This is a genomic window from Chthoniobacter flavus Ellin428, from assembly GCF_000173075.1.
GTDB classification, from domain to species: Bacteria; Verrucomicrobiota; Verrucomicrobiia; order Chthoniobacterales; family Chthoniobacteraceae; genus Chthoniobacter; species Chthoniobacter flavus.
Genome location: NZ_ABVL01000011.1, coordinates 174,517 through 200,126, shown reverse-complemented (window position 1 = coordinate 200,126; position 25,610 = coordinate 174,517). Strand labels below are relative to the sequence as shown.

2 protein-coding genes are annotated in these 25,610 nt (G+C 62.0%); both read right to left on the bottom strand.

All coding sequences use genetic code 11. The annotated features are described in order from the left end of the window. Positions 1–85: 85 nt before the first annotated feature. Entirely contained in the window at positions 86–11,314 is an 11,229-nt protein-coding gene (locus CFE428DRAFT_RS18510) for a beta strand repeat-containing protein (protein WP_006981148.1), read from the bottom strand. A gap of 162 nt (positions 11,315–11,476) precedes the next feature. Then, entirely contained in the window at positions 11,477–25,351 is a 13,875-nt protein-coding gene (locus CFE428DRAFT_RS18500) for a beta strand repeat-containing protein (protein ID WP_006981147.1), read from the bottom strand. Between the last annotated feature and the right edge of the window lie 259 nt (positions 25,352–25,610).

The following is a 25,610-nucleotide window of genomic DNA, read 5'->3' as shown; positions in this document are numbered from 1 at the left end:
AAATCCCGATCGCCAGGCGCACTGAAATGGACGCCGCCCACCCCCCGGCGGGCGGCGTCCGTAGTGTCCAGGCGGGCTTGGGCTCCTATGTACAAAATCCCAAGCCAATCCTGTTTCTGCCGGTGAAGGCAGAAAGTGTTACGCCTTCCGCCGGCGGCGGAAAGCGTTGCAGGCCGAGGGCCATGCCCAGGCTGCCCGCCAGCATCGCCATCGAGTTCGGTTCCGGAATGGCCATGATCGCCACGTCGTTGCCCCCGGTGAGCGAATCGGTCGCGAAGTTCGCCGTGTAGCTGATGGCAAACTCCTGGCCGTCGGTGCCGTAGATCGTGGCAAAGGCCGGCGCGTTCGGATCCGATCCCACCGCGAACTGGTTGGCGAAGGTGCCCACCACATTCGACGCCCCGGTGATCAGGAAGAAGATGTGGCCGTCGAGGTTGAACTGCTGCGTGCTATTGTTGTAGCTCGGGCTGCTATAGGCGAAACCGTTGACCGGCGAGATATCGAGGTTGGCCTCGTTCAGCGTCAACGTGCTGCCCGACATGGCCACGCGGTCGTATTGCAGCGGGCCGGTGGTGTTGCCGCCGGTCGTGCCGTCGTTGGTCCCGCCGATCTCGATGGCGAGATGGGCGACGCCCGCCGTGCTGGCCGTGCCGAGGGTCACCGCGCCAGTCGCATTCAGCTGGCCGACGGTGCTCAGGTCGGCCACACCACCGGTGTTGCCGGGAGCCACGGTGCCGCCACCGAGCGCGTCGCTGGCGGCATTGAGTGCCGCCACTTGCGAGCTGATGTTGGCGCCGCTGGCCAGCGTAGCACCCGAGGCCACCGTCGTGTTGCCCTGGATGGAACCGCTGACCACCAGCGTGCCGGCGCTCACATTCGTGCCACCGCTGTAAGTGTTGGCGCCGCTCATCGTCACCGTGCCGGTGCCGACCTTGTTCACCGTCAGGGCGCCAGCCGTATTCTTTATGGTGCCGCCGAAGGTGCTGGTCTGGTTGTTCGCGCCCACGGACAGCGTTGGCGAAGTCGCCGCCGCGGTGTTGTCGATCGTGCCGGTGCCGCTCAGGCCGTTGATGGTCTGGTTGTGGCCGTTGACGTCGAGCGTGCCGTTTACGGTGACGTTGCCCTTGCCGGCGCCGGACGGGATCGCGTTATCCGCGCCCAGTTTCACCGTGCCCGCAGCGATGTTCGTCGTGCCCGCGTAGGTGTTCGAGCCGGAGCCGAGGGTCAGCATGCCCACGCCCGTCTTGTTGAGCCCGCCGTTGCCGGTCTGGATGGCGCCGTTGATGACGGTGTTGCCGCTGCCGGTGACGGTCAGGTTGGTATTCACACCAGTCACATTGCCGTTGAAGGTCAGGTCGCCCGTGCTGCTGTTCGACCAGGTCTGATCGTTACCGAGCACCACCGGCACGTTGACGGTGTGCGCCGCCGAAGTGCTCGCGTCGGTGACGCCGTTGTTGATCGTCAGCGTGTTCGAACCGGTGCCGTTATTGATCGTCACGTTTGTCGAATCCGCCGTGGTCCCAGCGCCGGTGAAGTTCAAGCTGTTGATCACGAAACTCTGATCAAGCGTGGTGGTAAGGTTCGTCGCCGAGTTGGCGGTGAAGAACACGTCGGAAACGCTGCCCGGGATCTGGTTGGTGTCCGTGCCGGTCGGGCCATTGACCCAGTTGGTCGAGTTACCCACCCCGGTGATCGAGGCCCAGCTACCGTCACCGAGGCCACCCTGCCAGTAAACCGGCGTCGGCGTCGTGACGCTGCCTACGACGAGTTGCAGGCTATTGGCGCCGGTCACCAGCGTATAGCTGCGGCCGCCCCCGATCTGCTGCGCCGTGCTGCCGCCAGCGAAGGTGAAGTCGAAGCCGTTCAGCGTCGAACCATTCGCGTAGTTGAGCAGCGTGTAGGTGCCGTTGGTCAGCGTGCCCGCCGAGAGGTTGTTCAGGCTGACGATCGAGTTGCCGCCCGTGAGGGTCAACGACTGGACCGTGGCGCTATCGACGGTGTTCAAGAAGCCGCTCGGACTCAGGTCGAGTTGCAGGCCGGCCCCGTTGCCCATGCTCAGCGAACCGCCGGTCGTGTTCAGCAAGGTCAGCGTATTGATGCTACCATCGAGCAGGCTGAAGTTGCCGCCCCCGGAGATCGAGAGGGTGCCCGCGCTGGTCGTGCCGATCGTGGTGTTACCGGAGACATTCAAGATCGTGCCGGTGGCAACCGAGATGTCTGTGGCTCCCAACGTCGGGCTGCCGCCGCCGACGAGGTTCAGCGTACCAGCATTGACATTCGTCGCGCCGGTCCAGGTATTGGTGCCCGCAATGTTCAGCGTGCCGGCCGTGGTCTTGTTGACCGCGGCGCCATTGTTGAACTGGCTGACATTCTTCAAGGTGCCGCTGGCCAGCGTCACGTTGGTGATCGTCGCCCCGGCGGCTCCGATGGCGTTGCCGCCCAAGTCCAGGGTGCCGCCGTTCAGGTTCAGGGTGCTGGTCGCCGTGCCCGTGCCCGCGCCTCCCGTGGTAACGCCGGCGCTGCTGCTCATCGTGACGGTGCCCCCAGTGATGTTGAGGGTGCCGACGGCATTAGCCGCACCACCCGACTTGTTGCCGAGGATGATACCGCCCGAGTCGACCGTCAGGCTGCCGCCTTCCACGTTCAAGGTACCGGTGCCGGTCGAGCCAGCAACCGAACTCGTGACCGCTGAACCGACGATCACTTTCGTCGCCGTCACCGTGCCCTGATCGAATTGCAGGGTGCCAGTGCCGGCGCCCGCAGTCGTGCCGTTCGAACCTTCACCAATCTTCAGCGTGGCGAGGTTGGCATTGAAGGCGCCATCGCTGCGGCCGGCGCCCGCATCGAGAAGCATGTTGCCAATAACGGAGGTTCCCGTGCTGACCAATTGCGTGCCGATGTTCAAATCGGCCAGGCTGCTGCCGCCCGCCGAGCCGGCGATGGTCAGGCTTGCACCGGTCAGGCCCGGGGCAAAGGTCACCGTGCCGTTGACCTTGTCCGTGCCAATAAGAATGCCCGTCGTCCCCGCCGTGCCGGCGTTGATCGTATTCGTCTGGCCTAGCTTGAGGGCCGCGCTACTTCCACCGGCGCCGCCCTGGCTGCGACCGACATAGAAGTTGCCAGAGGTGGTAAGCACGTTCGTGTTAGCCAGAAGCATCGTGGCATTGAGTCCCGCCGTCGCATTGCCCTGGCCGACCGCGAAGGTGGTCACCGTCGCGTTGAAGTTGGACAGACCGGAGAAATCCACCACATCGGTCGCCGGCGTGACCGCCGCCGCATCGATCAGGAAGGTGCCCGTGGGATTATTGACCGTCAGGGTTCCAGCGCCCGTGACCGCGAAATTCAAGGTCGCATTCGCCGCCGTCGCCTGGGCGTCGAAGTTACCATTCACCCGAAGGGTCTCGCCCGAGCCGATCAGGATCCTTGCGCCGCCGCTCGCATTCGCGCTCGTTGCCGACAGGTTCCCGATCGTCTGGCTGGCATTGGTGAGGTCCAACGTGGGCGTATTGGCTCCGGTGGCCGTCGTGCCAATCGTGACCGCACCGCTCGTCGGCAGCGCATTGTCTGCGCCGACCGCCAGAGTGCCGGAGACGACCTGAGTCGCACCGTAAGTATTGCCAGTCGTAGCAATCGTCAGCGTGCCCGCGCCCACCTTGGCGAGAGTGAGGTTGTTGCCGGCGAGAACGCCGGTGCTGATCACATTATCCTGGACGGTGGCGGTGTCGGTCGCGCTCGTGCCGCCGACGGACAGGGCTGCCACCGCTCCGGCGTTGGTGATGATGCCGTTGTTATTAAAGGGCTGCAGGATGGCTTCAGCGACACCGTTCAGGTCATACTCGGCCTGGGCGTTGATCGTCACCGGCGTGGTGTTGGGGATGGCGTTGGCGACGCCGTTTTTCAAGATGCCATCCGCCACCACGATGCCGGCGGTGCCAAAGTTATTCGCGTTGCTGGCCAGAACGAGCGAGCCCTTGCCGGCCTTGGTGAAGGCGGTGTCCGGAGACGTGCTGGTGATGGCGCCGCTGATTGTGCCAGTGACCGCCGGGCTGGTGACGGTGATGGTGTGGCCGACCGCGCCGAGATTCATTGCTCCGGATAGCGCGAGGTTATTGGTGGAGGTGACACCGCCGAAGGTGAAGTCGCCACTCACCGTCGTCGGGTTTCCGACCGAGCGGTTGGAATCGCTCAGAACCGTGGTGCCATCACCGATCGTCAATGTGCCGGTGCCGACCGGACCGGTGGTGACCACAGGCAGGGTGCCGGTGGTGCTGGCACCGAAAATCAATGTGCCCTGATCCAGATTGAAACCGGTGGTGAAGGTGTTGGCGCCGCTCAAGGTGAGCGAGCCCGTTCCAGCCTTCGAGATCGGCCCACCCGCGCTGGTGATGACAGCCGTGATGTTCAGGTCGTTCGGCGAGAGGCCGGTGGTAGCGATGACCGGCGCGGCATCCGAGAGGGCCAAAGCGGTGCCGGAGATGACCGGTGTCGTGGCGAAGGAATCGTTGTTCGCGGTGATGGCGTTCGTCGCCGTGAGGGTCAACGAAGTGGATCCCGCCAGAGTCGGGTTGCCGTTGCCGCCCTGGTTATCGAAGCTGACGCTTGCCAGGGAGTTGGTCCCGGTCAGGTTCAGGACACCGCTGCCATTGATCGCGATGTTCGACGTGCTGGCGATCTGGCCGGCGTTGGTGTTCATGTTCACCGTCGCGTTATTGATCGTCAGGTCGCCAGGAATGAGAGCAATCCCCGCGGCGCCCGCGCTGAGGTTCAGCGTGCCCGCCTGCACGTAAGTGCCGCCGGTGTAGTCGTTGCTTCCGACCGCCGCCGGGTTGTTCAAGGTCATCGTCGCGCCCCCGCTCTTCACGAGGTTCATGTTACCGGTGAGCCTCGCGCCAATCGCGGTCGTGCCCTGGTTGACGTAGACGTAGAGGTCCGACCCCGGAGCCGCGGCGGTAAGGGTCGATGTGCTGCTTGTGCCGGCGATCGTAATGGTCTGATTCGCGTTGGTAATGATGCCGACGCCGAGCGTGACACCCACTCCGCTGCCGAGCGTGACGGTCGTAGTCGCGCCGGGCACCAGGCGCCACGAATTGGCGGCCCTGTTGGCAGTAATCGTGCGCGTCGTGCCCGAGCCGCTGTCGCTGATGTTTTGCGTCGCCGTCGTGGCGCCGGTGATATCCGTGCCATCAAAGCCCGGCGTAGTGATGTTCTGCGTCGTCTGGCTCATCACCGAAACGCCGAAGCCCGTGACATAGGTCGCAAAGGTGTTTCCATCGGCCACCGCCCAGCCACCGATCAGGTTATTGGTCAGGTTTTTCGCGGTGAGCGTGGTGGACGCTTGCGCCGTCACGCCAGTGCCGGTGGTGATGGTGAAATGAGTCGCGTCGACGATACCGGTGATGAACTCATTCGCCGGGATGCCCGTGCCGGTGACCGCGGCGCCGACCACCAGTTGGGCGGTGGAAGCGACGGTGATCGTGCGGTTGCTGGCCGTCGTTACCGCACCGGTCATGGCCAGATTCAGCGGGGTCACACCATTGACGCTGTTGAGAATGATGTTGCCGTTGACGCTAAGACCCTGGCCACCGGTGGTGGAAGTGCCGCCGCTATTGTTGGTGGTGAAGCCATTGAAGTTAACCATGCTGTGGTTGCCCGGATCGCGAGTCAGGCTGCCGATGGTAATCTTCGCCGTACTGCCTTCGTTGACTTGCGGCAGGACGTTGATGTTATTGCCGCCGCCCGCGATCGTCAGCGAATTGATTATCGCCGTGGTGTCGATGGAGCCGCCGCCGTTGAGGGTCAAGGTGCCGCCCAGCATCGTCAGTGGTGCGGCCGCCGGAATGCGGGCAATGTTCAGGTTGGCCAGTGAGGACAGCCCCGAGTTGTCCAGGTTCAAGGTGCCGTAATCCAAGGTGATCGCGGAGGTATTGGTCAGCGCACCAGAATCACGCAACTGGAGGGTGCCACCGCGAACGGTGGTCGGGCCGGTGTAGGAATTCGTGTTGGTCAGCAGCGTGGTGTTGCTGCCGATACCGGATCTCGTGAAGGCGATGTTACCGGTGATCTGGCCGGCAAAGGTGGCGGTGGCATTCGAGGGCACCACCGAGGTGAGGGTGACCGTATGCGATCCACTGTTGGTGATGTTGCCGCCCTGACCGGGAATCGGATTGGTGGTGGTCAGCGCAGCAATCGCCTGGCTGTGATCCTTGAGATCAACCAAGGCGCCGACGCCGTTGATGGCCAATGGCGTGAGCGCCGGAGTGGTGGCGCCGGGCACGACGGCGAGGGTGTTGTCCTGGCCGGAATTGAGGTTCAGTGTGCCTCCGTTCACCGTGGTCGTGCTGCTGCTCCCAGTGGTGTAGAAGGCAGGGGCATTCAAGTTGAGCACGCCATCGTCCGCTTTCACCATGCCGACGGTGCCACCGATGCCGAAGTAGCCGTTGATATTCAGCACGCCGCTGCCGACCACGTGAAGATAAGGCGTGATGCCGCCACTCGCGGCCGCCAGGGCGGTGTCGATATCCAACGTGGCGCCGTCGAGCACGAGGAGCGTGGTGGCACCCGAGAGGTTCATGCTCAGGACACCCGTGGGGCCGAAGATGCCGTAGGTGCCGGAATCGAGTCCGGAGCTGATACTCGCGGTGCCGCTGACGGTGAGGCTGTTCACCGTGGTGTTCGCCGCGATGGTCTGGTCGCTGGAGAGGCCGGCGTTCTGGCCAGAGGCCCACGCCGTGACCGAGGTCTGCAGTTCATTGGCAGCGAGCGGACGCCAGAAGCCGCTGAGACTGTCCTTCACGAGATACCCGGTTCCGAGGCCCGTCTGGCTGGCGTCACCGAGGGTGTCCGCGCGGATCTGCATGTTGGTCGTGCCATTGGCTCCGTTCCCCTGGCTGCCGAGCAAGCTCGCATTGGTAATCGTCAAGGTCGCCAGTCCGGCTCCCGCAGTGGGTGAGAGCCCGCGAACGACCAGCGAGCCGGTGCTGTTGCCTCCGCTCAAGGTCGAGATGGTCATGTTGAGCTGGCTGGCCGGATCGGCCGTGAGCGTGAGGGTGCCGCCGCCGTTCTGGATGGCGACGCTGTTGACGGTCTCCTGCGTGTTCGCCCCGCTGTTCCCGAGGAGGACAAAATTACCGCCCTGGATGGCCAGCGTGCCCGCGCCGTTGTTCATCGCCAGGCGGTTGTTCAAGTTCCCGCCGGATTCATTGTCCAACGTGAGCGTGCCGCCGGGGTTGACGGCCACAGTCACGGCCGAGTTCGGAGCGGTCGCCGAAGGCACCGAGGGGAAGGCCGCACCCGCGCCGCTGTAAGTGAGGCCGCCACCATCGACCGTGATCGTGCCGGAAGAGCCTGTCCCGGCGACTTGCGCGGAGGTCAAGGTGAGCGTGCCGGTGCCAATCTTGGTCAGCAAAACCGCATTCGGCGCCGCATCGTTGAAGCGGCTGAAGGACCCGGAGAAGGTCGTATCGGTATTGTCGTAACCGACGGTGAGAGTCGGTGTGCCCGCGCTGCTGAAGACCGTGCCCGAGCCAGTGAGTGAGCCCAGTGTAGTGCTCGAACCGGCGAGGTCGAGGCGGGTATTGGCGTTCAAGGTGAGCGCGGAGAAGCGGGAACCGCCATTCGCGGCGCCGATGCGCACGCCACCGGCATTCACGGTCAACGGACCGGTGAAAATCTGCTGCGCATTCAAGCCGAGCACGCCGTTGCCGAGCTTGGTGATTCCACCGCTGGAATTGATCACGCCTTGCAGCGCCAACCCCGCTTGCAACGGAGCCACGTCGGTCACGCCGTTCACGTTGATGGTGTCGACACTCACGGTGTTGGCGCCGGTGCCAAAATCCACGCGACCAAAGAGGTTGCTGGTCGTGCCGACATTCGAGGAAGTCGCCACGATGCCGGAGTTGCCGATCGTCAGGACGCCCGCCGCGCCGGCATTGGGGCCGCCGTTCGAAGCAAAGATGGAGTAAGTCAGGACACTCGGGTTCCCCGTGCCGCCACTGTTATTGAACACGAGTCCGGCGACGGTGTTGTTGCCGAAGAGATTCAGGACGCCGCCCCCATTAACAGTGACGATGTTACCGGGATCGATGAGTCCCGCCGCGTTGAGCGTGACGGTCGCGTTGCTGATCACCAAGCCGTTGGCCGGATTCGCCGCGAGCGGGATATAACCCGTCGCCGCGACGTTCAGCGTGCCTTGATTGACGAAGGTGCCGCCATCGTAGGTGTTCGTGCCCGCGAGCGTCGCGGTATTGGCCCCGCTCTTCACCAGACTCATCCCGCTGCCCTCGATGACCGAATTGATCGTCGCAACACCGCTGCCCTGCGTGTAGATGAACAGCTCCGGACCGCCGCTGGTGAGGAAGCCTTGATTGACCGCAGTGCCGAAATTCCACGAGGTATTCGTGAAGCTGAGGAGACCGCCCGAGGCGATGGTCAGCGTCTTGCCCGCGGCGAGCGCAACACCCCCCAACGCCACGTTGTCGAACTTCACAGAGTTGATCGTCGTGTCGTCCGAGATCGTCGAGAGCGCGGTGTAGTTGACGCGGATGTTGTCCGTCGGCGTCGCCGAGGCGGAGAGGATTTTCGTGGAATACTGCGCGAAGCCCTGCTGGCCGAGCGCACCCACGCCCACTCCCGGGACATAGCTGGCGAAGTCACTGGTGTTGATGATCGCCCAACCGCCCAGGATATCGTTGGTCAGGACCGCGCCATACGTGTCGGTCGAGACTCCATTGATGGTGGGAATCAAGACGCGCGAACTGCTGCCGATCAAACCGTCCGTGGTCGCGCTGAAGTTCACCGTGCCGCCGCCGACCGAACGGGTGAGGCTGGTCAGGATGAGATCGGAAGAATTGATCCCCGTGCCCCCGATCGCGGAAGTAATGATCGAGTTACCCTCGGTGAGAGTCACAGCGCCCAAAGTTTCCAACGAGGCCGCCGCCGCACGACCCTGGAAGGTGATCGAACCACCACGGAGAGTGATCGGAGCCGCATCGTTGACCCGATCCGTCATGTCGATCGTCCCAGCGTTGTTATCGATCAGCAGCGTGGCGTAATTGATATCGATCGACGGAGTATTGCTCAGGGCGGCATTGTCGCGCAGCACCGTGGTGCCGCCATTGATCACCGTGGAGCCGGTGTAGGTCTGGTTGCTATAGAGCGTCCAGGTGTTTTGGCCGGAGCGGGTCAGCTTCACATTGCCGGTGATCGCGCCGGCGAAGTTACGGGTGGTATTGTCCTCGTTGACCACGAGGTTACCCGTGCCCGTGCTGCTGGTGACGGTTCCACCGGCGCCGGCCACCGCTCCGTCAGTGAAGAGGCTGAGGATTTGCTGGGAATTGCCATTCAGGTCAAGCGTGCCACCGTCGATGGCGACGAAGTTATTCGCCTGGACGGTATTCTTGCCGCCGTTGAGTTTCAGCGTGCCCTGGTTGATCACGAGTTGACCGGACATCGAATTCACGCCCATGCCGGTGAGACCGGTGATGGTGGAAGTCGGCTCACTCAGGGTGAGCGTGCCAGCGCCCGCCTTGACGAAACCGACGGCGCCATTGGCCGTGCCATTGCCGCCGTTGATCACGCTGCTGATGGTGAGGTCGCCGAGTGTCCAGATGTTCAGCGGCGAGAACCCGTTGGTCTGGTTGATGACACCACCGCTGATGGTCGAAGTGCTGCCGGTGCGCACGAGAATGCCGCCGCTGCTGATGCCCGCGAGCACGCCGTTCCCCAAGGTGAGATTGGCACTGGCGTCGATGGTGAAGGAGTTCACGCTCGTTCCGCTGGTCGCGATGTTCGTCGTCACCCCGCCATTGAGCAGGATATTATCGTTGCTCGTAATGGTGTTCGCCGTTTCGTATTCGTTGTCGGCGAGTTTGCGTACGTTGGCAATCGTGCCGGCATTCGTCGTGCCGCCGGAATCACCCGTGGCAAACGAAACACCACTGCCAGTCGCGGTGGTATCCACGAGCGCATAGGGCATGATGCCCTTGTTCTTGGTGCCGGTCGCACCGTTCTGGCCATTGAAGGCAAATCCGTTGGTGCTGCCCGTGTCCTTGATCGTGGCCACGCCGGCACCCGCGGTGTTGCCCAGATTGGTGCCGCGGAAGAGGATCGACGTACCACTCGGCGTGGTGCCGTTGTTTTGCGAATTGGCTGGCACGTTGGAGGAACCGGTGAACAGCAGGTTGGTTCCCGCACCGCTGTCCGTCACGGTGATGACCGTAAGGCCGCGCGCCAGCGTGGGCGCGGCAAAGGTCTCCGTCGTTGCCACCGTCTCGTTGCCGATGAGGTTGAAATTACCTCCGCGGAACGTGACGCCGCGCCCTGTGCCGAGGCGGTTGTTGACGTTGCCACCCGACGCGGTGCGATTGTCCAGGGTTAACGTGCTATCCACGTCCACGGTAACAGCGCCCGTCGAAGCCCCCACCGGTCCAAGCGTGCCCGCGCCGGACAAAACCAGCGTACCCGCGGTCGCATTGATGAGTTGTGTGACGGACAGATTTGGATTGGCGACCGAAATCGTGAGCGTGCCGGAGCCGAGCTTATTGAAGGTGCTACCCGCCGTCAGCCCGGTGGTGTTCACGTTGATATTGCCCGCACCGGTGAAGCTGATCGAATTTCCGCCCGCTGCACTGATGCCACCAGTGATATTCAGCGTGGACCCCGCATCCGCGCCGATGGTGATCGCCACGCCGGAGATCTCGGTGATCAAGCCCGAGTAGGTATTGACACCGGAGACGCTTTCGATCGCGCCGCCGCTATTGATACCCGTGCTGCTGGCCGGGCCGGCAGAGAGCGGATTCGAAATCGTCACGCCGCCGGTCAGTTGCAAGGCAGCGCCGACGCCGCTCCCAATGGTAATGGAGCCGGAACCGAGAGCGTTGTTATTCGAGACCAGGATCGCGCCGGCATTGATCGTGATCGCTCCCGTCCAACCCGGACCGGTCACGTTGTCCGCACTGAGCGCCAGCACGCCGTTGTCGTTCTTGGTCAAGGTATCCGTCGCGGCCGAGAGCGTGAACGGCGTGGTCAGGGTGAGGGTATTCCCCACCGTGACTTCAAAGGCGTTGTTATTCTGGTTGAGGAGGAAATTGCGGGCGGTGGAGAAGGTACCGGTCGCGCGGAAACCGACCCCCGTCGTACCGTCCACATCGAGCGTCACGGAGTTGTTCGCATTACCGAGCGCGCCGTCCGATCCCACGGAGAGAATACCGTTCAGCACGTCGATCGTCGCCCCAACGCCGCCGAAGGTGTTGCCCGAATTGCCCCAGCACCAGCGTGCCGGCGCCCGACTTGGTGATGCCGAAATCGGAGCCGCCATCGGAGACCACGCCGGAGAGCGTCAGTCCCTGCACTACATTCGAACCGGTCGCGACACCGGACGGCGAAATGGGCGGGGCCGGTCAGCGTCGTGGTGCCGGTAAACTCCAGCCCATAACCATTTTGGTTGGTGATGCTGAGAATGTTCCCCGGCATCGTCAGGTTATCCTTTTGCAAGGTCTTGTTGCCGAGCGTTCGGCGCCGAGCCTGAGTGGTTGATGGTGACCGCGGTATCGCCGGTGATGACAAGATCTCCACCGAGCGAAACACTTTCCGGCGTGCCGAAGCCGTTGCCATCGCCGGTGAAGACCAGGCCGCCGGTGGCCTGGATGGTGCCCGCGTAATTGCCGACCACCAGAGTGCCGAGGCCGGACTTATTGATGACATCGTCCGGTTGCGAAGGAGAGGCATCGCCGATGGTCACCGTCATTTGCGGGGCCGTGACCGTCGCATTCCAAATGGCAGGCAGGGTGGTGATGCCATTCAGCGTCAGGTTGTTGGTGCCATTGAAGGTCGCATCGCCGAGGAAGACGACGTTGTTGGCCACGGTGAACGCGCCCGTCGAAACCATGGTGGTATTCGCGCCCATGGTAAGCGTGCCGGTGCCGAGTGGACCGGCGGTCACGACATCGTCCAACGCACTGCCGGTGCTGTTCCCGGCGATGATCAAACCACCGGTGCTTACCGTCACGCCACCGGCGAACGTGCTCTGGCCGCTCAATTGCAACATGCCGTTGCCGTTCTTCACGATGCCACCGTTTTGGATGATCGAATTGATGATCAAACCCGCGCTCCAGGGCGCCACGTCCTGGCCATTGACCAGCGTCGGATTGACCGTGATGGCGAAGCTGTTGTTGCCATTCAGATCGACCGTGCCGGTGGTGATGGTCGACTGGGTGCCAACGTTGCTGGGATTCGAGGTGATGCTACCGGTCAAGGTCAACGTGCCGGTCGCGTTCAGGGTCGGCGCCGAACCACCGTTGTTGTTGAACGTGAGGCTCGTGAGGGTGTTTGCCTGGTTGGCAAGCGTCACCGTGGAGCTGCCATTCATCGTCAACGCCTGCGATGGGATCACGCCGCCAGCCGTCTGACTGAGCGTGGCCTGGCCGATGGTGATGCCGCCGGTGCCCAGCGCGCCGGTCGCGCCGATGACGAGTGTGCCCTGGTTGAGCACCGTGCCGCCGGTGTAGGTGTTGACGCCATTCAACGTCAGCACGCTCACGCCGGTATCACCGGAGGACTTGATGAGTCGCAACGGACCGCCGTTGTCCTCGATGACCGCATCGATCGAAGCCGTCCGATTCGTGCCGCTGTAGTTGGCGTGGGTGAGGTAGAGATCGGTCGCACCGCCGGAACCCGCGGTGATGAAGCCATCGGTAATGCCAACGTTCACGTTATCGGTGTTTTCACCGATGAGCAGACCGCCGCCCTGCAAGTTCAGCGTGTGGCCGCCGAGATCGAGCGTGGTCGCCGCGGTGGGACTCGTGAAAGTCAGCGTGTTAATGGTGACATCGCCGCCCAGGACCGTGGTGCCGGTGGTCCCAAAACGCACGTTATAGCTGGAAGCCAGCGCACCGGTGAAATTCACCGCGTCGCCGGTCGGGAAACCGACGGCATTCAGACCGCCGATGCCGAGGCCGGGCACATAGGAGGCGTATTCTCGATCCACGATCGCCCACGGCCCGATGATGTTATTGGTCAGGCCGCCACCGAGGGTCGCGGTGGAGACACCATTGATCTGGGTAAAGGTGGTTTGCACCCCGTTGATCAGGCCATGCGCGCCCAGGTTATTGAACCGCAGCGTCGCCGCGGAACCCGCGGGACGGATCAGCGCGCCGAAATTCAAGGTCGCCGTGTTGACACCTGTGCCCCCCGCCGTGTTGAAAATGCTGTTGTTACCCTCCACGAGCGTCACATTGCCCATCGTTTCCGAAGACGCCGTTTGGGCCCGGCCCTGGAAGGTGATGTTGCCACCGCGCATGGTGATCGGAGCCGCGTCATTCACCCGGTCGGCGTTAGCGTAGAGTCTCGAGTCGTCGAGCGTCAGAGACCCGTAGTTCAGATCGATCGATGCCGTATTGCTGATCGTGCCGCTGTCCGAGAGGTTAAGCGTGCCCCCGGTGACGAGCGTGCCACCGGTGTAGGTATTGACGTTCAGCAGGTTGAGTGTGCCGCCCGCCTTCGCCAAGTAGATGCTGCCGGTGATCTGTCCTCCAAAGCTGCTGTTCGTATTCGTGGCGAGGGTCGCTCCGGGCACGGACGAGGTGATGATGCCACCGCCCACACCGGCGCCGACCGCCGCATCCTGACTGGCCAGGGTGCCGATGTATTGCGCATTGCCATTGAGATCCACAGTCCCGCCGGAATTCACGACGAGTCCCGCCCCCGGGAGGAGGGTATTGGTGCCCCCGAGAAGATTGAGCGTGCCGGCATTGACCGTCGTATTACCGCTGACGAACTGCTGGCTGTTCAGATTGAGCACGCCCGGCAAGGCCTTCGTCATGCCCGCGGTGCCGGTGAAGGCGCTGGAGACATTCAGGGTTTGCCCGGCAGCGACATGGAGGATCGCCTCCACACCACCCACGGCCACGACAGGAACCGAGAGAGTGGAGCCCGATCCGGTGCCGTTGGCCAGGACGGCGCCGCTGGTCAGGGTCAGCGTCGTCGGAGTCAATCCCGACAAGCCGCCCACATTCACACTGCCGGTGCCGCTGGTGAGAGTCAGCGCGTTGAGCGTCTGATTGCCGGTCAGTGAATTCGCCGTGGTGCTGGTCGCCTTGAAAGTCTGGGTCGAGCCCGCGCTGAGGATGTTCGTCGCCGCCGCGTAACCCGAGAAGGCGGTAAGGCCCGTGGTCGCGTTATAAGTGGCGAACTCGTTTCCATTCACCGTCGCCCGCGGCAGAATGCCTGTGCCGGCCGGGGTCAAGGCTGGCGCTGTCGAGGCGATGATCTTGTTCGTGCTCGTGCCAATCGCCCCGGTGAAATTCACCGTGCCACCCGCCCCGAAAGCCAGGGTGGAGAAAGTAATGGTGCTATTCTGGGTGCCATTCTGGACGACATTGAAAGTGCTGCCACCCGAATTGAAGGTGGTCGTGCCAAACGCTTCCGAGTTGGCGGACGTCGTATTGAGCGTGTAGTTGAACGAACCGCCGGCCATGGTGAGAATACGATCGCCGAGGCGGTTGGTGATCGCGGTGCCGCTGTTGTCCACGTCCAGCGTGGCGCCCTGCTCCACGATGTTACCGAGCGTCGACCCCGTGAAGGTGCCCGCGCCGGAAAGCACGACTGTGCCCGCACGGATCTTGAATAGGTCCCCCGTCAATGTCACCGAGTTCGCATTGGTGATGGTCAGCGTGCCATTGCCAATTTTCTCGATGCGATGCCACGAGGCGCCCACACCGCCCGTCAGCGACGTCCCGCTGATCGTGATATTGCCATCGCCGAGGAAAAACAGCGCGCGGGCCGTGGTGGTGGCCATGCTGATGCCACCGGTGATGTTCAACGTGCCGGAGCTGGAACCGATGCTCGCGTCGGCGCTCAAGGTGATAGCGCCGGAGTAGGTGTTCGTGCCGGAGAAATTTTGCAGCTGGCCCTGGGAATTGACGCCGCCGGTGGTCAGGTTGGTCGCGCTGTTGTTGAGATTGATCGGGTTCGCCACGGTGACCCCGCCGGAGAGCTGCAGGGCAGCGTCGAACACGCCAGTCAACAGCACCTGGGTTGCCCCCGTACCGAGGGCGCCATTGGCCGAAACACGGACCGCGCCGCCGAGGATGGAGAGCTGGCCGGCCCACGTGGGATTGGCCGCGTTGAGGACGAGCACGCCCTGGTCGTTCTTGGCCAGCGAGGCGGATATCCCACCCGAGCCATTGAGATCAAACGCCGTATTCAATTGCAGCGTCTTGCCGCCGACCACTTCGATGGAGCGGACGTTGGCCGTGTTCGCCAGCGAGATGACCCGGCTGGTGGTGATGTCATCCGTGGCGCGGAGGGTCGCCGCGCCGGTACTCGGACTCAGCACCACCTCGTTGGCCGCATTGCCCAATTCGAGATCGCTAGCGACGGAGAGCACGCCCTGGTTGACCTGGATATTCCCGGTGAAGGTGTTGTGGGACGGGACGGGATTGCCCAGGACCAAAGTGCCGTTGCCGCTCTTGGTGAAGCCAGTGCCGGTGAGATTCCCGGTGAGGTAGAGACCCTGCGTCACATTCGAGTTGGTTGCGTTCGCAACGGTAAAAGTCGGGTTGGCGAGCACACCGTCTTGCGAAACCTGCAGCCCGTAGCCGTTATTGTTCGTCACCGTCAGGCCCGTTTCGATATTCGAGACGCTCGCCGGTGCGATGATTTTGTTCTGCGCCTGCGTGTACGGCGCCGTGCCGCCCGCGCGGCCGACGACGACGGTGCCGACGATGCCCGGATCGAAGATGGCATTCCCGAGGCTGATGGTCTCCACAGAACCGGTCCCGTCCCCGTCGTTCAGAAGTTGAATCTGGTTCGGATTGCCGAGAGCGGTGGCATTGAAGTCGCCGGTGTACCCGGTCGAATTGAAGACCAATGTTCCCAAGCCCGTCTTATTGAATGAGGTAATCGTCCCGATGTTCGGGATTTTGCCAAGAAGCGCGACGGTGAGGAATGGGTTGTTGATCTGGACGGTGGGGGTCGGTGTCAGCCACGCGCCGCTGAGGGCGCCATTGAGCGTCAGCGTCCAGGCGGTGTTCGCCGTGCTGTCAAACGTCGGCGTGCCGGCGAAGTTGACATCATTGCCAATCGTGCGGCTCCCATCCACCAGTAGCGTCGTCCCCGCGGCCATGGAAACCGAACCAGCGCCCAGAGGGCCGCTGACAAGTCCGCCTCCGCCTTGGACAGGCGTGCTGTTACCGCTGATCAAAATGCCGCCGTCGCTCACCGTCAGGCCGACGAAAGTGTTCTGGCCGCTGAGCTGCAGGACGCCGGTCCCGGTCTTGTTTATGCTCGTGCCCGGGCCGGTGATGACCGACGTAATGTTTAGCGAAGGACTGATTTTTGTGTAAAGGACCCCGCCCACGGTAGGACCCTGTACGCTAATCGTATTGAGGCCGGCGGGCAGAGCCAGGGTGCCGGCGCTGATCGTGGGCACCGTTAGCGCATCCGCATTGGTGACCGTCAAGGGCGCGGAATTCGTCAGCGTCAGCGTGTTGCCTCCGCCGATATTCACCGTCGGGTTACCGGTGCCGCCATTATTGTCGAAAATGAGGCTATCGAGCGTGTTATTACCGGCGAGGGTCAGCGTGGAACTGCGCCGGATGGTCACGACGTTGCTCGGGTCGATTTGGCCACCGTTGGTATTTTCCACCAGCGTCGCGCCGCCAATGAGGAGGCCGCCCGCCGGGATGACCACCCCGCTGCCGATCAGATTGACGGTGCCCTGGTCGATGACTGTGCCGCCCGTGTAGAGATTATTCGCGGAGAGGTTGAGGACACCGGCGCCGGACTTGACCAGCCGTACCTGGTTACCGAAACCATTGTCCTCAATGACCGAATTAATGATCATGTTACTCACCCCGAGAGTAAATGTCAGGGCGCTGCCGTTCGCCGTGGCATTCTGGCTCAGGGTAAGTCCGGTGGCGCTGTCCACCGAGATCACATAAGTTCCCGCTGGAATGCCGGTGCCCGTGATCGTCATCCCCGGAGCAATGCCCGTCGTGGAGTTCATCGTCACGGAAGGCGAACCCAGAGCGGTGGCGCCGAGCACGAACGCGCCGCCGGTGAAGGTCTGGCTGGTCGCCGTCGCCGTCGCATTTTGACTCACCGTGGCCTGCGTAAGACTATCCACCGACACGATAGTCGTTCCCGCCGGGAGGCCACCATTCGTGATCGTCATGCCGGGCTGAAGTCCCTGGGTGGAACTCATGGTGATCACACTCGTCCCGCTCGTAGTAGCCCCGCCGCCGAAGGTCGGGTTGCCAGTAGCGTTGTTATAAATGACCAGATCGCGTGTGCCGCTGATTTCGTTGCCACCAGCGGTGATCACGCCGCGCCTGGCTGCGGTGCCGATACTGGTGTCGAAGACATTGTTGCTGCGCAGGATACCGCCGAGTTCCAGGTTCAGCACCTCGGAGCCGGTAGCAAAGGCAATGTTATTCGTGAAGTTACCGCTCAATTTCAACAGCGCGCTGGTCGTGTTGGTTGAGACTGTGGTCGTCAGCGGGGCGAGTTCGAGCGTACCCAGGTTGGTAATTTTTCCGCTGCCGAAGGTGTTATCGTAGCCGGCGAAACCGCCATTGCCGACCACACCGACGCCATCGGTCGTGTTATAGGCTGCGTAATCCGTCGAATTGGCGATCGCCCATCCACCGAGCACTCCGCCCGCATAAGTCGTCAGCGGCGTGGTAAAGTAAATGCGCGCGTTGTTGCCTTCGCTCCCGAGATTCGAGCCGGTAAAGTTAACCGTGGTTCCGGCCAGCCGGGTGAGGCTGGCAAAAGTCACGTCGGCGGAAGTAAAGGCGCCGGCGGTGCCGGTGCCACCGGTATTGACCGAAATGGTGTTGGCGCCCTGGGCCGAAGTGACGGCGCCCATCGTCTCGGTGGAAGGATCGGACACCTTGCCGTTGAATTGAATCGTGCCGTCGCGAAGCGTGATGGGCGTCGCGTCTCCAACCCGATCGTAAACGGCCCGCTGAAGGCTGCTGTTGTTGTTCAGGAGCAGGGTCGCGGCATTCAAATCGATGCTCGAGGTATTGAGAATGGTCGCGTCATCCTGGAGCTGAAGGGTTCCACCCATCATCGTGGTGGCCCCGGTATAGGTGTTGACGCTCTCGAGGGTCAGGGTATTGCCACCCACCCGCGCCAGGTTCACGCTGCCATCGATCGTCGTGGCAAACGTGGTGCTGGCGGCCATATTGGTGACAATCGTGCCCGTGCCGGTGCTGGTCGTAATCGAGCCGCCGGCGGCCGGCAGAATGCCGGGATCCGAAAGCTGTGCCACATACTGCGTGCCGCCATTGAGATCCAGCACCGCGCCATTATTGATGTTCAGGAGTTGGTTGGGGAAGAAGGTGTTCAAGCCGCCCGCTGCCAACTGCGTTGTGCCATTGAGCAGATTGTACGTGCCGGTCACGAAGCTCGGTGCGTTGAAGACCAGCGTGCCGGGCAGGGACTTGATGAAATTCGTGCTTCCCAGCAAGGCGCTATTCACCGTCAAGGTCGTGCCAGCCTGGATCTGGAAGATGGGCGTGTTTGTGAAAATCGCGGACTGCGCATCGAGGCTGTTGTCGCCGCCCGTATTGATGAGGCCGCCCGAGGTGATCGTCAGCCGGGCACCGGTACTGCCTCCCACGCTCAACCCATTGCCATCCAATTTCAACGCATTGATGGTGCGATTCGAGGTGATGCTGCTGCTCGCCGTCAAATCGAGCGTGTCCGTGGCCGCCGCGGTATTCAGGTTATTGCCCAGGTTGTAGTCGCCCGGGACCAGCGCTACCACGCCGTTGGTCGCGTCATACTTCGCAAAATCGGTGCCGCCGAGAAAGATGCGCGGAATGACACCGTTGAAGACGAACGCAGCGCCACTGGGAGCGGTGGTGAACTTCACCTGGTTGTCCACGCCGAGATTCGAGATGCCGCTGAGGTTCAGGGAAGATCCGGGGTTCGCGAAACTCACCGAAGCGAAAGTGAGCGCGACGTTCCCGCCTGAGGTGGTGATGTAGGTCTGCACGCTGTTCAGCGTCAATGCCCCCGCGGTTTCAGCAGAGCCTCCCGCGGCGCCGATGATATTCAAGGTGCCGCCCTGGCCGAAGACGGTCCCGGTGTCGCTCAAGCGCTCCAGGTTGGTGCCGCTGTTATCCAGCGTCACGGTGCCAATCGGATTCAGCGTAACGGAGCCACTCCATGTGCCATTTCCACTCAAGACGATCTCGTTTCGATTGACGGTCAACGCGCCGGTGGCGGTGTTTGCGTTGGTCAAGGCCAGGGTGCTGAGACCGGAATAGGCGAGGCCGCCTGAGGTTGCTGCACCATTAGCCACTACGCCGGAGACCACGATGTCGCTTGCGCCACGCAGCGTCAGAGTGCGCGCGTTCGTATCGGAGCTCAGGTTGATCGTCCCCGAAAGCGTCAACGTGGCGCCACTGGTCAACTCGTTGCGGAGAAACCGGTTACCGTTCTCGTCCACGATACCGGCAAACTCGATGCTCTGGCTGCCGTTGATAGTAACCTGGTCGCCTTGGAGGGAAACCTTGTTCTGAACCGCGTTTGTTCCGGTCAAGTCGACTGTCGAGGTGAAGGCGCCGCCTTCCAATTGGATAACATTGGCGACCGGCCCGAGGCCTCCGGTGTGGCCAACAATTAATGTGCCTTGCCCGAGCAAAATACCGCCGGTGAAGCCCAGAGCGGCGCCTTTATTGTCGCCGGCGAGCGTAACCGACCCGTCGTCCGAAAGCCGAATATCGAGCTTGAGCTTGTTAGTCGTACCCGACGTCGAATTGTTTTGGACGATCCCATTAAAGACCGTCGATCCATATCCCCGTATATTGACCACGCGGGTGGTGCTGGCCCCGGTTTCCGCATCGATGAAATTGCCGTTAATCGTCAAAACGGCGCCATTCTCGAGGTTATTACTAAAAGTCTGGTCGTTCGCCCCGCCAGCTTTGGTAAGTGTACCGTTCAGCGTGATGTTATTGCTGCCGGCAAACACGGCCGTCGAGTTGTTCGCAAGAACGAAGTTTGTGCTCGTCGTGAGGTCTCCGCCGTAGGCGAAAATACCGCCGTTACTGATCGTCACATTACCCGCCGCGCCGATACCGTTGGCCGTCAAGCCCAGCAAGCCACCATTGGCATTGATGTTACCGGTAAAAGTATTCGCGCTCGTTGGGTTCAAAATCCAGATGCCACCGTCCGCCTTTGTCACCGTCAGCGCTCCGGCGTTATCCATGAGCACCGAGGTGATCATGTTGTAGTCGGTATTTGTGCCGTGGAGTTCCAGAGTTTTGGCGCCTCCGGTGGTGTTGACCGAGTTGGCCGTGGTGTTTTGCAGGTTGGTCAGGATCAGCGGGCCGCTGCCGCTGGAATCGATGCGCCGGGTGCCGGTCGTGCCGGTCAAATCGATCTCGCGCGTCGTCGTTTCGCCGGGCCCCACATACAGCAGGTTCACCGTGGTGGTGCTGCCCGGGTTGCCGAGTTCGACTATACCGCCGGCGACATTGGTCCCGAAGCTCGATGACGTGGCGCCCGCGGCGCCGATGGAGGTGACAAAGACCGACTCCTGGCGGATGACCGTCTTGCCGCTGTAGGTATTGGCATCGCCAAGGATCAGGGGACCCGCGCCGATCTTGCTGAGGCCGCCCGTGCCACTGATCACGCCGGAAACCGTCGCAAAATCGAGGCCGGTGCTGCTGTTGTCATCCACCTGAATTTGGCGATAACCGCCAGCCACGATCGTGGCGGCGATGCCCGTGCCGCTCGCGGACGCGTTCTGACTGATCGTGATGCTGTTCAAACCGTTAATGGCATTGATGTACGATCCGGCAGGAATGTTTGTGCCGGTGATCGCCTGCCCTACAGTCAGGCCATTGGTGTTGCCGCTGGTGATCGTGATCGTCGCGTTGCCACTCGCCGTGCTGATCGTTGGGGTCGCAGCAGCTCCCGGCACGAGACCGAAATCCCCCTTCACCTCGACATCTGCGAGAGAGCTTTGATTGTTCAGGATGAGCGAACCGGCGCCAAGGAAGTTGGTTGTGGAACCCCACACCGGCGTCCCCAAGCCGCTGAAATCGACGGTCAATTTGGACGTGCTCGAAGAAAAGCCACCATTGCCGTTGGCCACGAAACGAAATTGTCCGGCACCGGTGCCCAAGCCGCGGTTGAAAGTGCCCGCAGTCTGGAATACACCGCCGCTCAGCAATAGGTTACTGCCTACCGGCAGGCCAGCTCCCTCCGTCGCCTGCAACGCGCCGCCGCTGATCGTCGTGACTCCCGAATAGGTGTTGGGCGTCAGCGGGTTCAAAATCCACAGACCGGTGCTCGTTTTATTGAGCGAAAGCGCTTCACCTGCATTCGGGTTGTCCGTGAGGTGGATGCGGATTTCATTATCGCCCGAGGAGTCGCCATCGAGGGTGAGACTCCGCGTGCCGGCGCCGCTAAAGGCCACGTCGGCGGTGTTGTTGAAAATAAGCGCGGCATTGTTGGCGCCGCGCGATGCCGTGACATTTCCGTAACTGCCAAAGGAGGATATGGTGCCATTGCCAGCCAGCGTGAAGAGGCGATTGATGCTGACGGACGGCGTCTGGGTTGCGGTGACCGCGCCGCCGGAATTCGTGCCCACGTAGCGCAACGCGCCACCGTTCAAGATGAGGCTGGCGGCGTTGGTAGCATTATTGGTCGCGTCACCCGTGCCAATCCCGCTCGCCACGCCGATGTCGGCGATGTTGGGAATATCGAGATTGCCTCCAAGAATCGTCACCGGGCCGGTGAAGGTATTCGCTCCGGTGAGCGCTACTGTGCCCGTGCCGGCTTTCACCAGCGCCACCTGCGCCGTGGCACCGTCCTGAATCGAGCCGGTGAAAACGCCGCCCGCATTATTATTGCCGAATCGCAGGGTGGCAGTCCCGCTCGCCGCACTATTTGTGATTACGCCGGAGCCGTTCAGCGCGTTCACCGAGCTCGTCCCCGAAGCCGCAGTGCCGACATTGACGCCATTGAGATCAAAGGTGCCGTCCTGACGGATGGTGAGGTTGACATTGGTCGTTCCGACCGTGCCGCTGCCCGAAAGTCGCAGGATGCCCTCATTGACGGTGGTCGTGCCTCCTTGAGCGTTGGATCCGCCCAAGACCAAGGTGCCCGCGCCATTTTTCGTAATGCCGAAGGTGGTGCTGCTGGTGATCGGTGTCGAAAGCGTCAGCACATCACTGGCCGAATCGGTCCGGAAGACGAGATCGTTGCCGAGCGTAAAGGTGATGCTGGAAGTGGTAGCCGTCGCGCTCTGGTTCAGCACCAAGTGAGTCCCGTCCAACACGGACATCACGACGGTGTTCGCCGGAATGTTGGTGCCGCTAATCGCCATGCCGGCTAACAGGGCCGCGGTGCTGGTCACCGTCACGGTAGCGCTGCCACTGGTGGTGGCGCCGCCACCTGCTGTCACCGATCCCGCCGTCAGACCCGTCCCACCAGTAATACTGACCGCATTACCCCCCGAAACCAGGATGCCGCTGGATACGCCGACGCCACTGTTCAACGTCAAAGTTTGCCCCGCGCTCAGCGAGAGCGCGGTCCCGGCGCCAGTCAGTTTAAGGCTTTTCAACGTCATCGAGGAAGGCAGCGCCTGGCTGGTCGAAAGCGCCACATGGGTGTTGGTCGCAATGGTATCGACCGCGCTAAAACCGGAGTCCGTGCCATAGACCGGCGCGCGCAAGGTGCCGCCTGCGTCGGCATATGCAAAATCACCCCCATTGAAGTAGGTATGGCCATTGAGGAAACCGGACGCGCCGGTCACATTCACCGTTCCGGTACTGAGGATATTGGCGCCCGTTCCGGGGACCACCGCGCCCGTCGAACTGAAGATCAAAGCAGCCGTGCCACCCGCGCCGGGCGTGACCTTGATCGTACCCGCACCTGCGGTGAGAGTTAGCGCGCCAAGGCTTTCGGTCGACGCTACGCCACTGAAACCTTGATATTCAAAAGTCCCGCCCGCCACCTGATTGGTATTCAGCGTATCGACATTGAAGATTAGCGCCGAGGTGTTGTTGATAACATCCGAGCCATTACCACTGCCAGCGGTGGCTTTGACCTGAAGGGTGCCGCCCGACACGGTCACACTGCCAGTGAAGTTATTGATCGTGCCGAAGGTCAGCGCGGTACCGCTGGCCACGGCCGTGGTGCCGATCGCGTTATTAATCGTGACCGTCGAGCCGTTGATGGCTGTGATGATCGAAGCGCCCGGGACGTTGGAACCCGTCACCGTTTCGCCCACCACCAAACCTGTCGTGGAGGAGACCGTGAAACTATTGGACTGCGCCGCACCACCACCCGTGGTGGTGACACCGGTCGCAGCCGTGGTCACATAACTGGATGCGGCTGGATCATAGAGCCATGTGCCGGAGCCAATCTTGACGAGGGACGTCTTGTTGGTGCCGGTGTTGTCCTGAATGACGCCCTGAATCTCATTGGCTAGCGTGCTGCTGCCGCCAAGGAACAAGCTTTTGACTCCCGCTCCGGTGGCCGCGACGCCATTGGCGATGATCAGCGCCGAAGGACTGGTGCCCGTTTGGTTCGCGAGAATAATGCCCGAGCCAGTGGTGCCAGTCAGGTTGATGGATTTCGCGGTGGTCTCGCCCGCGCCTGTGCCATCCGTCCCAATGTAATTCAAAGCTCCGCCATTGAGCTGCAAGGCGCCACTCGCGCCGTTGTTGATCGCTCCGAAGGAATTGATCGTCGTGGTGCCGCCATTGGCGTTGAAGCTGCCGATGAAGGTACTGGCGGTTCCTTGAATGGTGAAAGTCCCCGACCCCGCCTTGGTAACGATATGAGCGCCACCTCCCGTGCGAGTGATATTGCCAGTGAGGAGGGTGTCGCCATTTCCTTGAATGGTCAACGTGCGAGCCGTGCCATCGCCTTGGTTCCAGAGGCTGGATGTCGCGAGGGTCAGCAAACCGCTCGAGTTGTTTTCAATCAGCGCACTGTTCGAACCACCCTGCCCCATAATACCAGTCGCAGAGCTATTCAGCCCCGTGAGAGTCACATTGAATCCGTCCCGTCCGGTGATCCGGAAATTGGTATTTGTGCCGGTCGCACGCGTTTCACCAAACGTCACCGTCTGATTGATCGCGCTTCCGTTAATATCACGGCTGACAAAGATGCCAGTGTTGGTGTTGTCGCGATTGAAGACTTTTCTGGCCGAAAAGTCGGCATCTCCCACTCCGGGAGTATCGGTCCGGACTTCCAGGATGCCATTGTTGAGATCGACCGCCTGCGTGCTGGTATTGTTGCCGAGGGCGCTATTGGTGGAGACGCGCACCGTGCCACTGTCGATGCGGACGGATTCCGCAAAGTTGTTGGCCGTATTTTGCAGCCACAGGGTGGTCGACACGACGGTCCCCGACTTGGCAAAACGATCGTTGGCAACCTCGAAGCCGGTGACCTGCCCGGAAATGATAAAGTTGCCGTTGCCGAAGAAGGTCTGGGTGGTGCTGTTGCCGAGTTGGACGTTTCCGGTGATGGTGGTGATACCGTGCGTGGCCACGATATTGCCCTGCGAAGCAGGCCCGCCGACGGTGATGTGACCGCTAATGGTATTGTTGCCGATGCTGATCAGGCCGCCGCTGTTGTTTGCAGCACCTGGACCGCGGCCAGAAACACTGATGTCGCGGCTGAGTATCATCCCTGCGCCGGCTCCCTGTAGCACAAGTTGGCCGCCGCTGAAGCCTGGGTTCCCCGTATTGGCGATACCGCCGATCGAAATCGTCGTGGTGCCGGTGCCGAGCTGGCTGGGGCCCGTAATTACGACGCTGCCACCGTTGATCACCACGTCGCCCGAAAAGCTATTTGCATTATTCGTCAGCACCAGCGTGCCATCGCCCGTCTTGGTCAAGCCATCGGTCCCCGCGATGACTGAGCTGATTGTCTCCCGGTCTCCAAGATTCGCCACATCGATCACCGAGTCCCCACCCAGCGTCAACGTATTCCCCGCGATCGTGTATCCACTCACGTTGAAAGTCAGTGCGCCCGCGGCGATCGGGTTGTTGAGCGTCACCGTGCCGGGAGTGCCGGTGAAAACGGCGGTGTTGGCGAAGGAATTCGTCCAGGCCACGTCCGAAGCACCCGCACCGTCCCACCAATTCAGGAGCGGTGTAGTGGTATCCCAGACAAACGGGTTAGTGGTATCACCCAAGCCGGCGCCAGTAATGGCATTGCCCGCGGCGTTGCCGTCCGAATCCCAATAATAGCTCGCTGCCTTGGCCGTGGCGGAAGCGGCGAGGGTCAGTCCCGTGGAGAGAACGAGCCAGGAGGACAGCCTTCTGATGAACTGGGGCGAGATGCGCCGCCTCGTGGAAGTGCGTAATTTCTGGGACATAGTGGTGCCGGGGAGGTTGGGTGGGGGGGGGAAACGGGGGTAAGGGTTTCGCCTACGCGAAATCCCGCGCATTTGAGCGGATACGTGGTTTCCCTACAAAAGACTTGGCGAGTGGTAGAAACCGCCATGCTGGCAATATTAACTAATACAGGAAGTGTAGTGTTAATCCTGATAATGATGCGCAACACCCTCACACCGGCGCGGGCTGGCGTGGCGATATCAGTGGCCCGGCGTGGGTCTGATCGCTTCACCTCCCAGT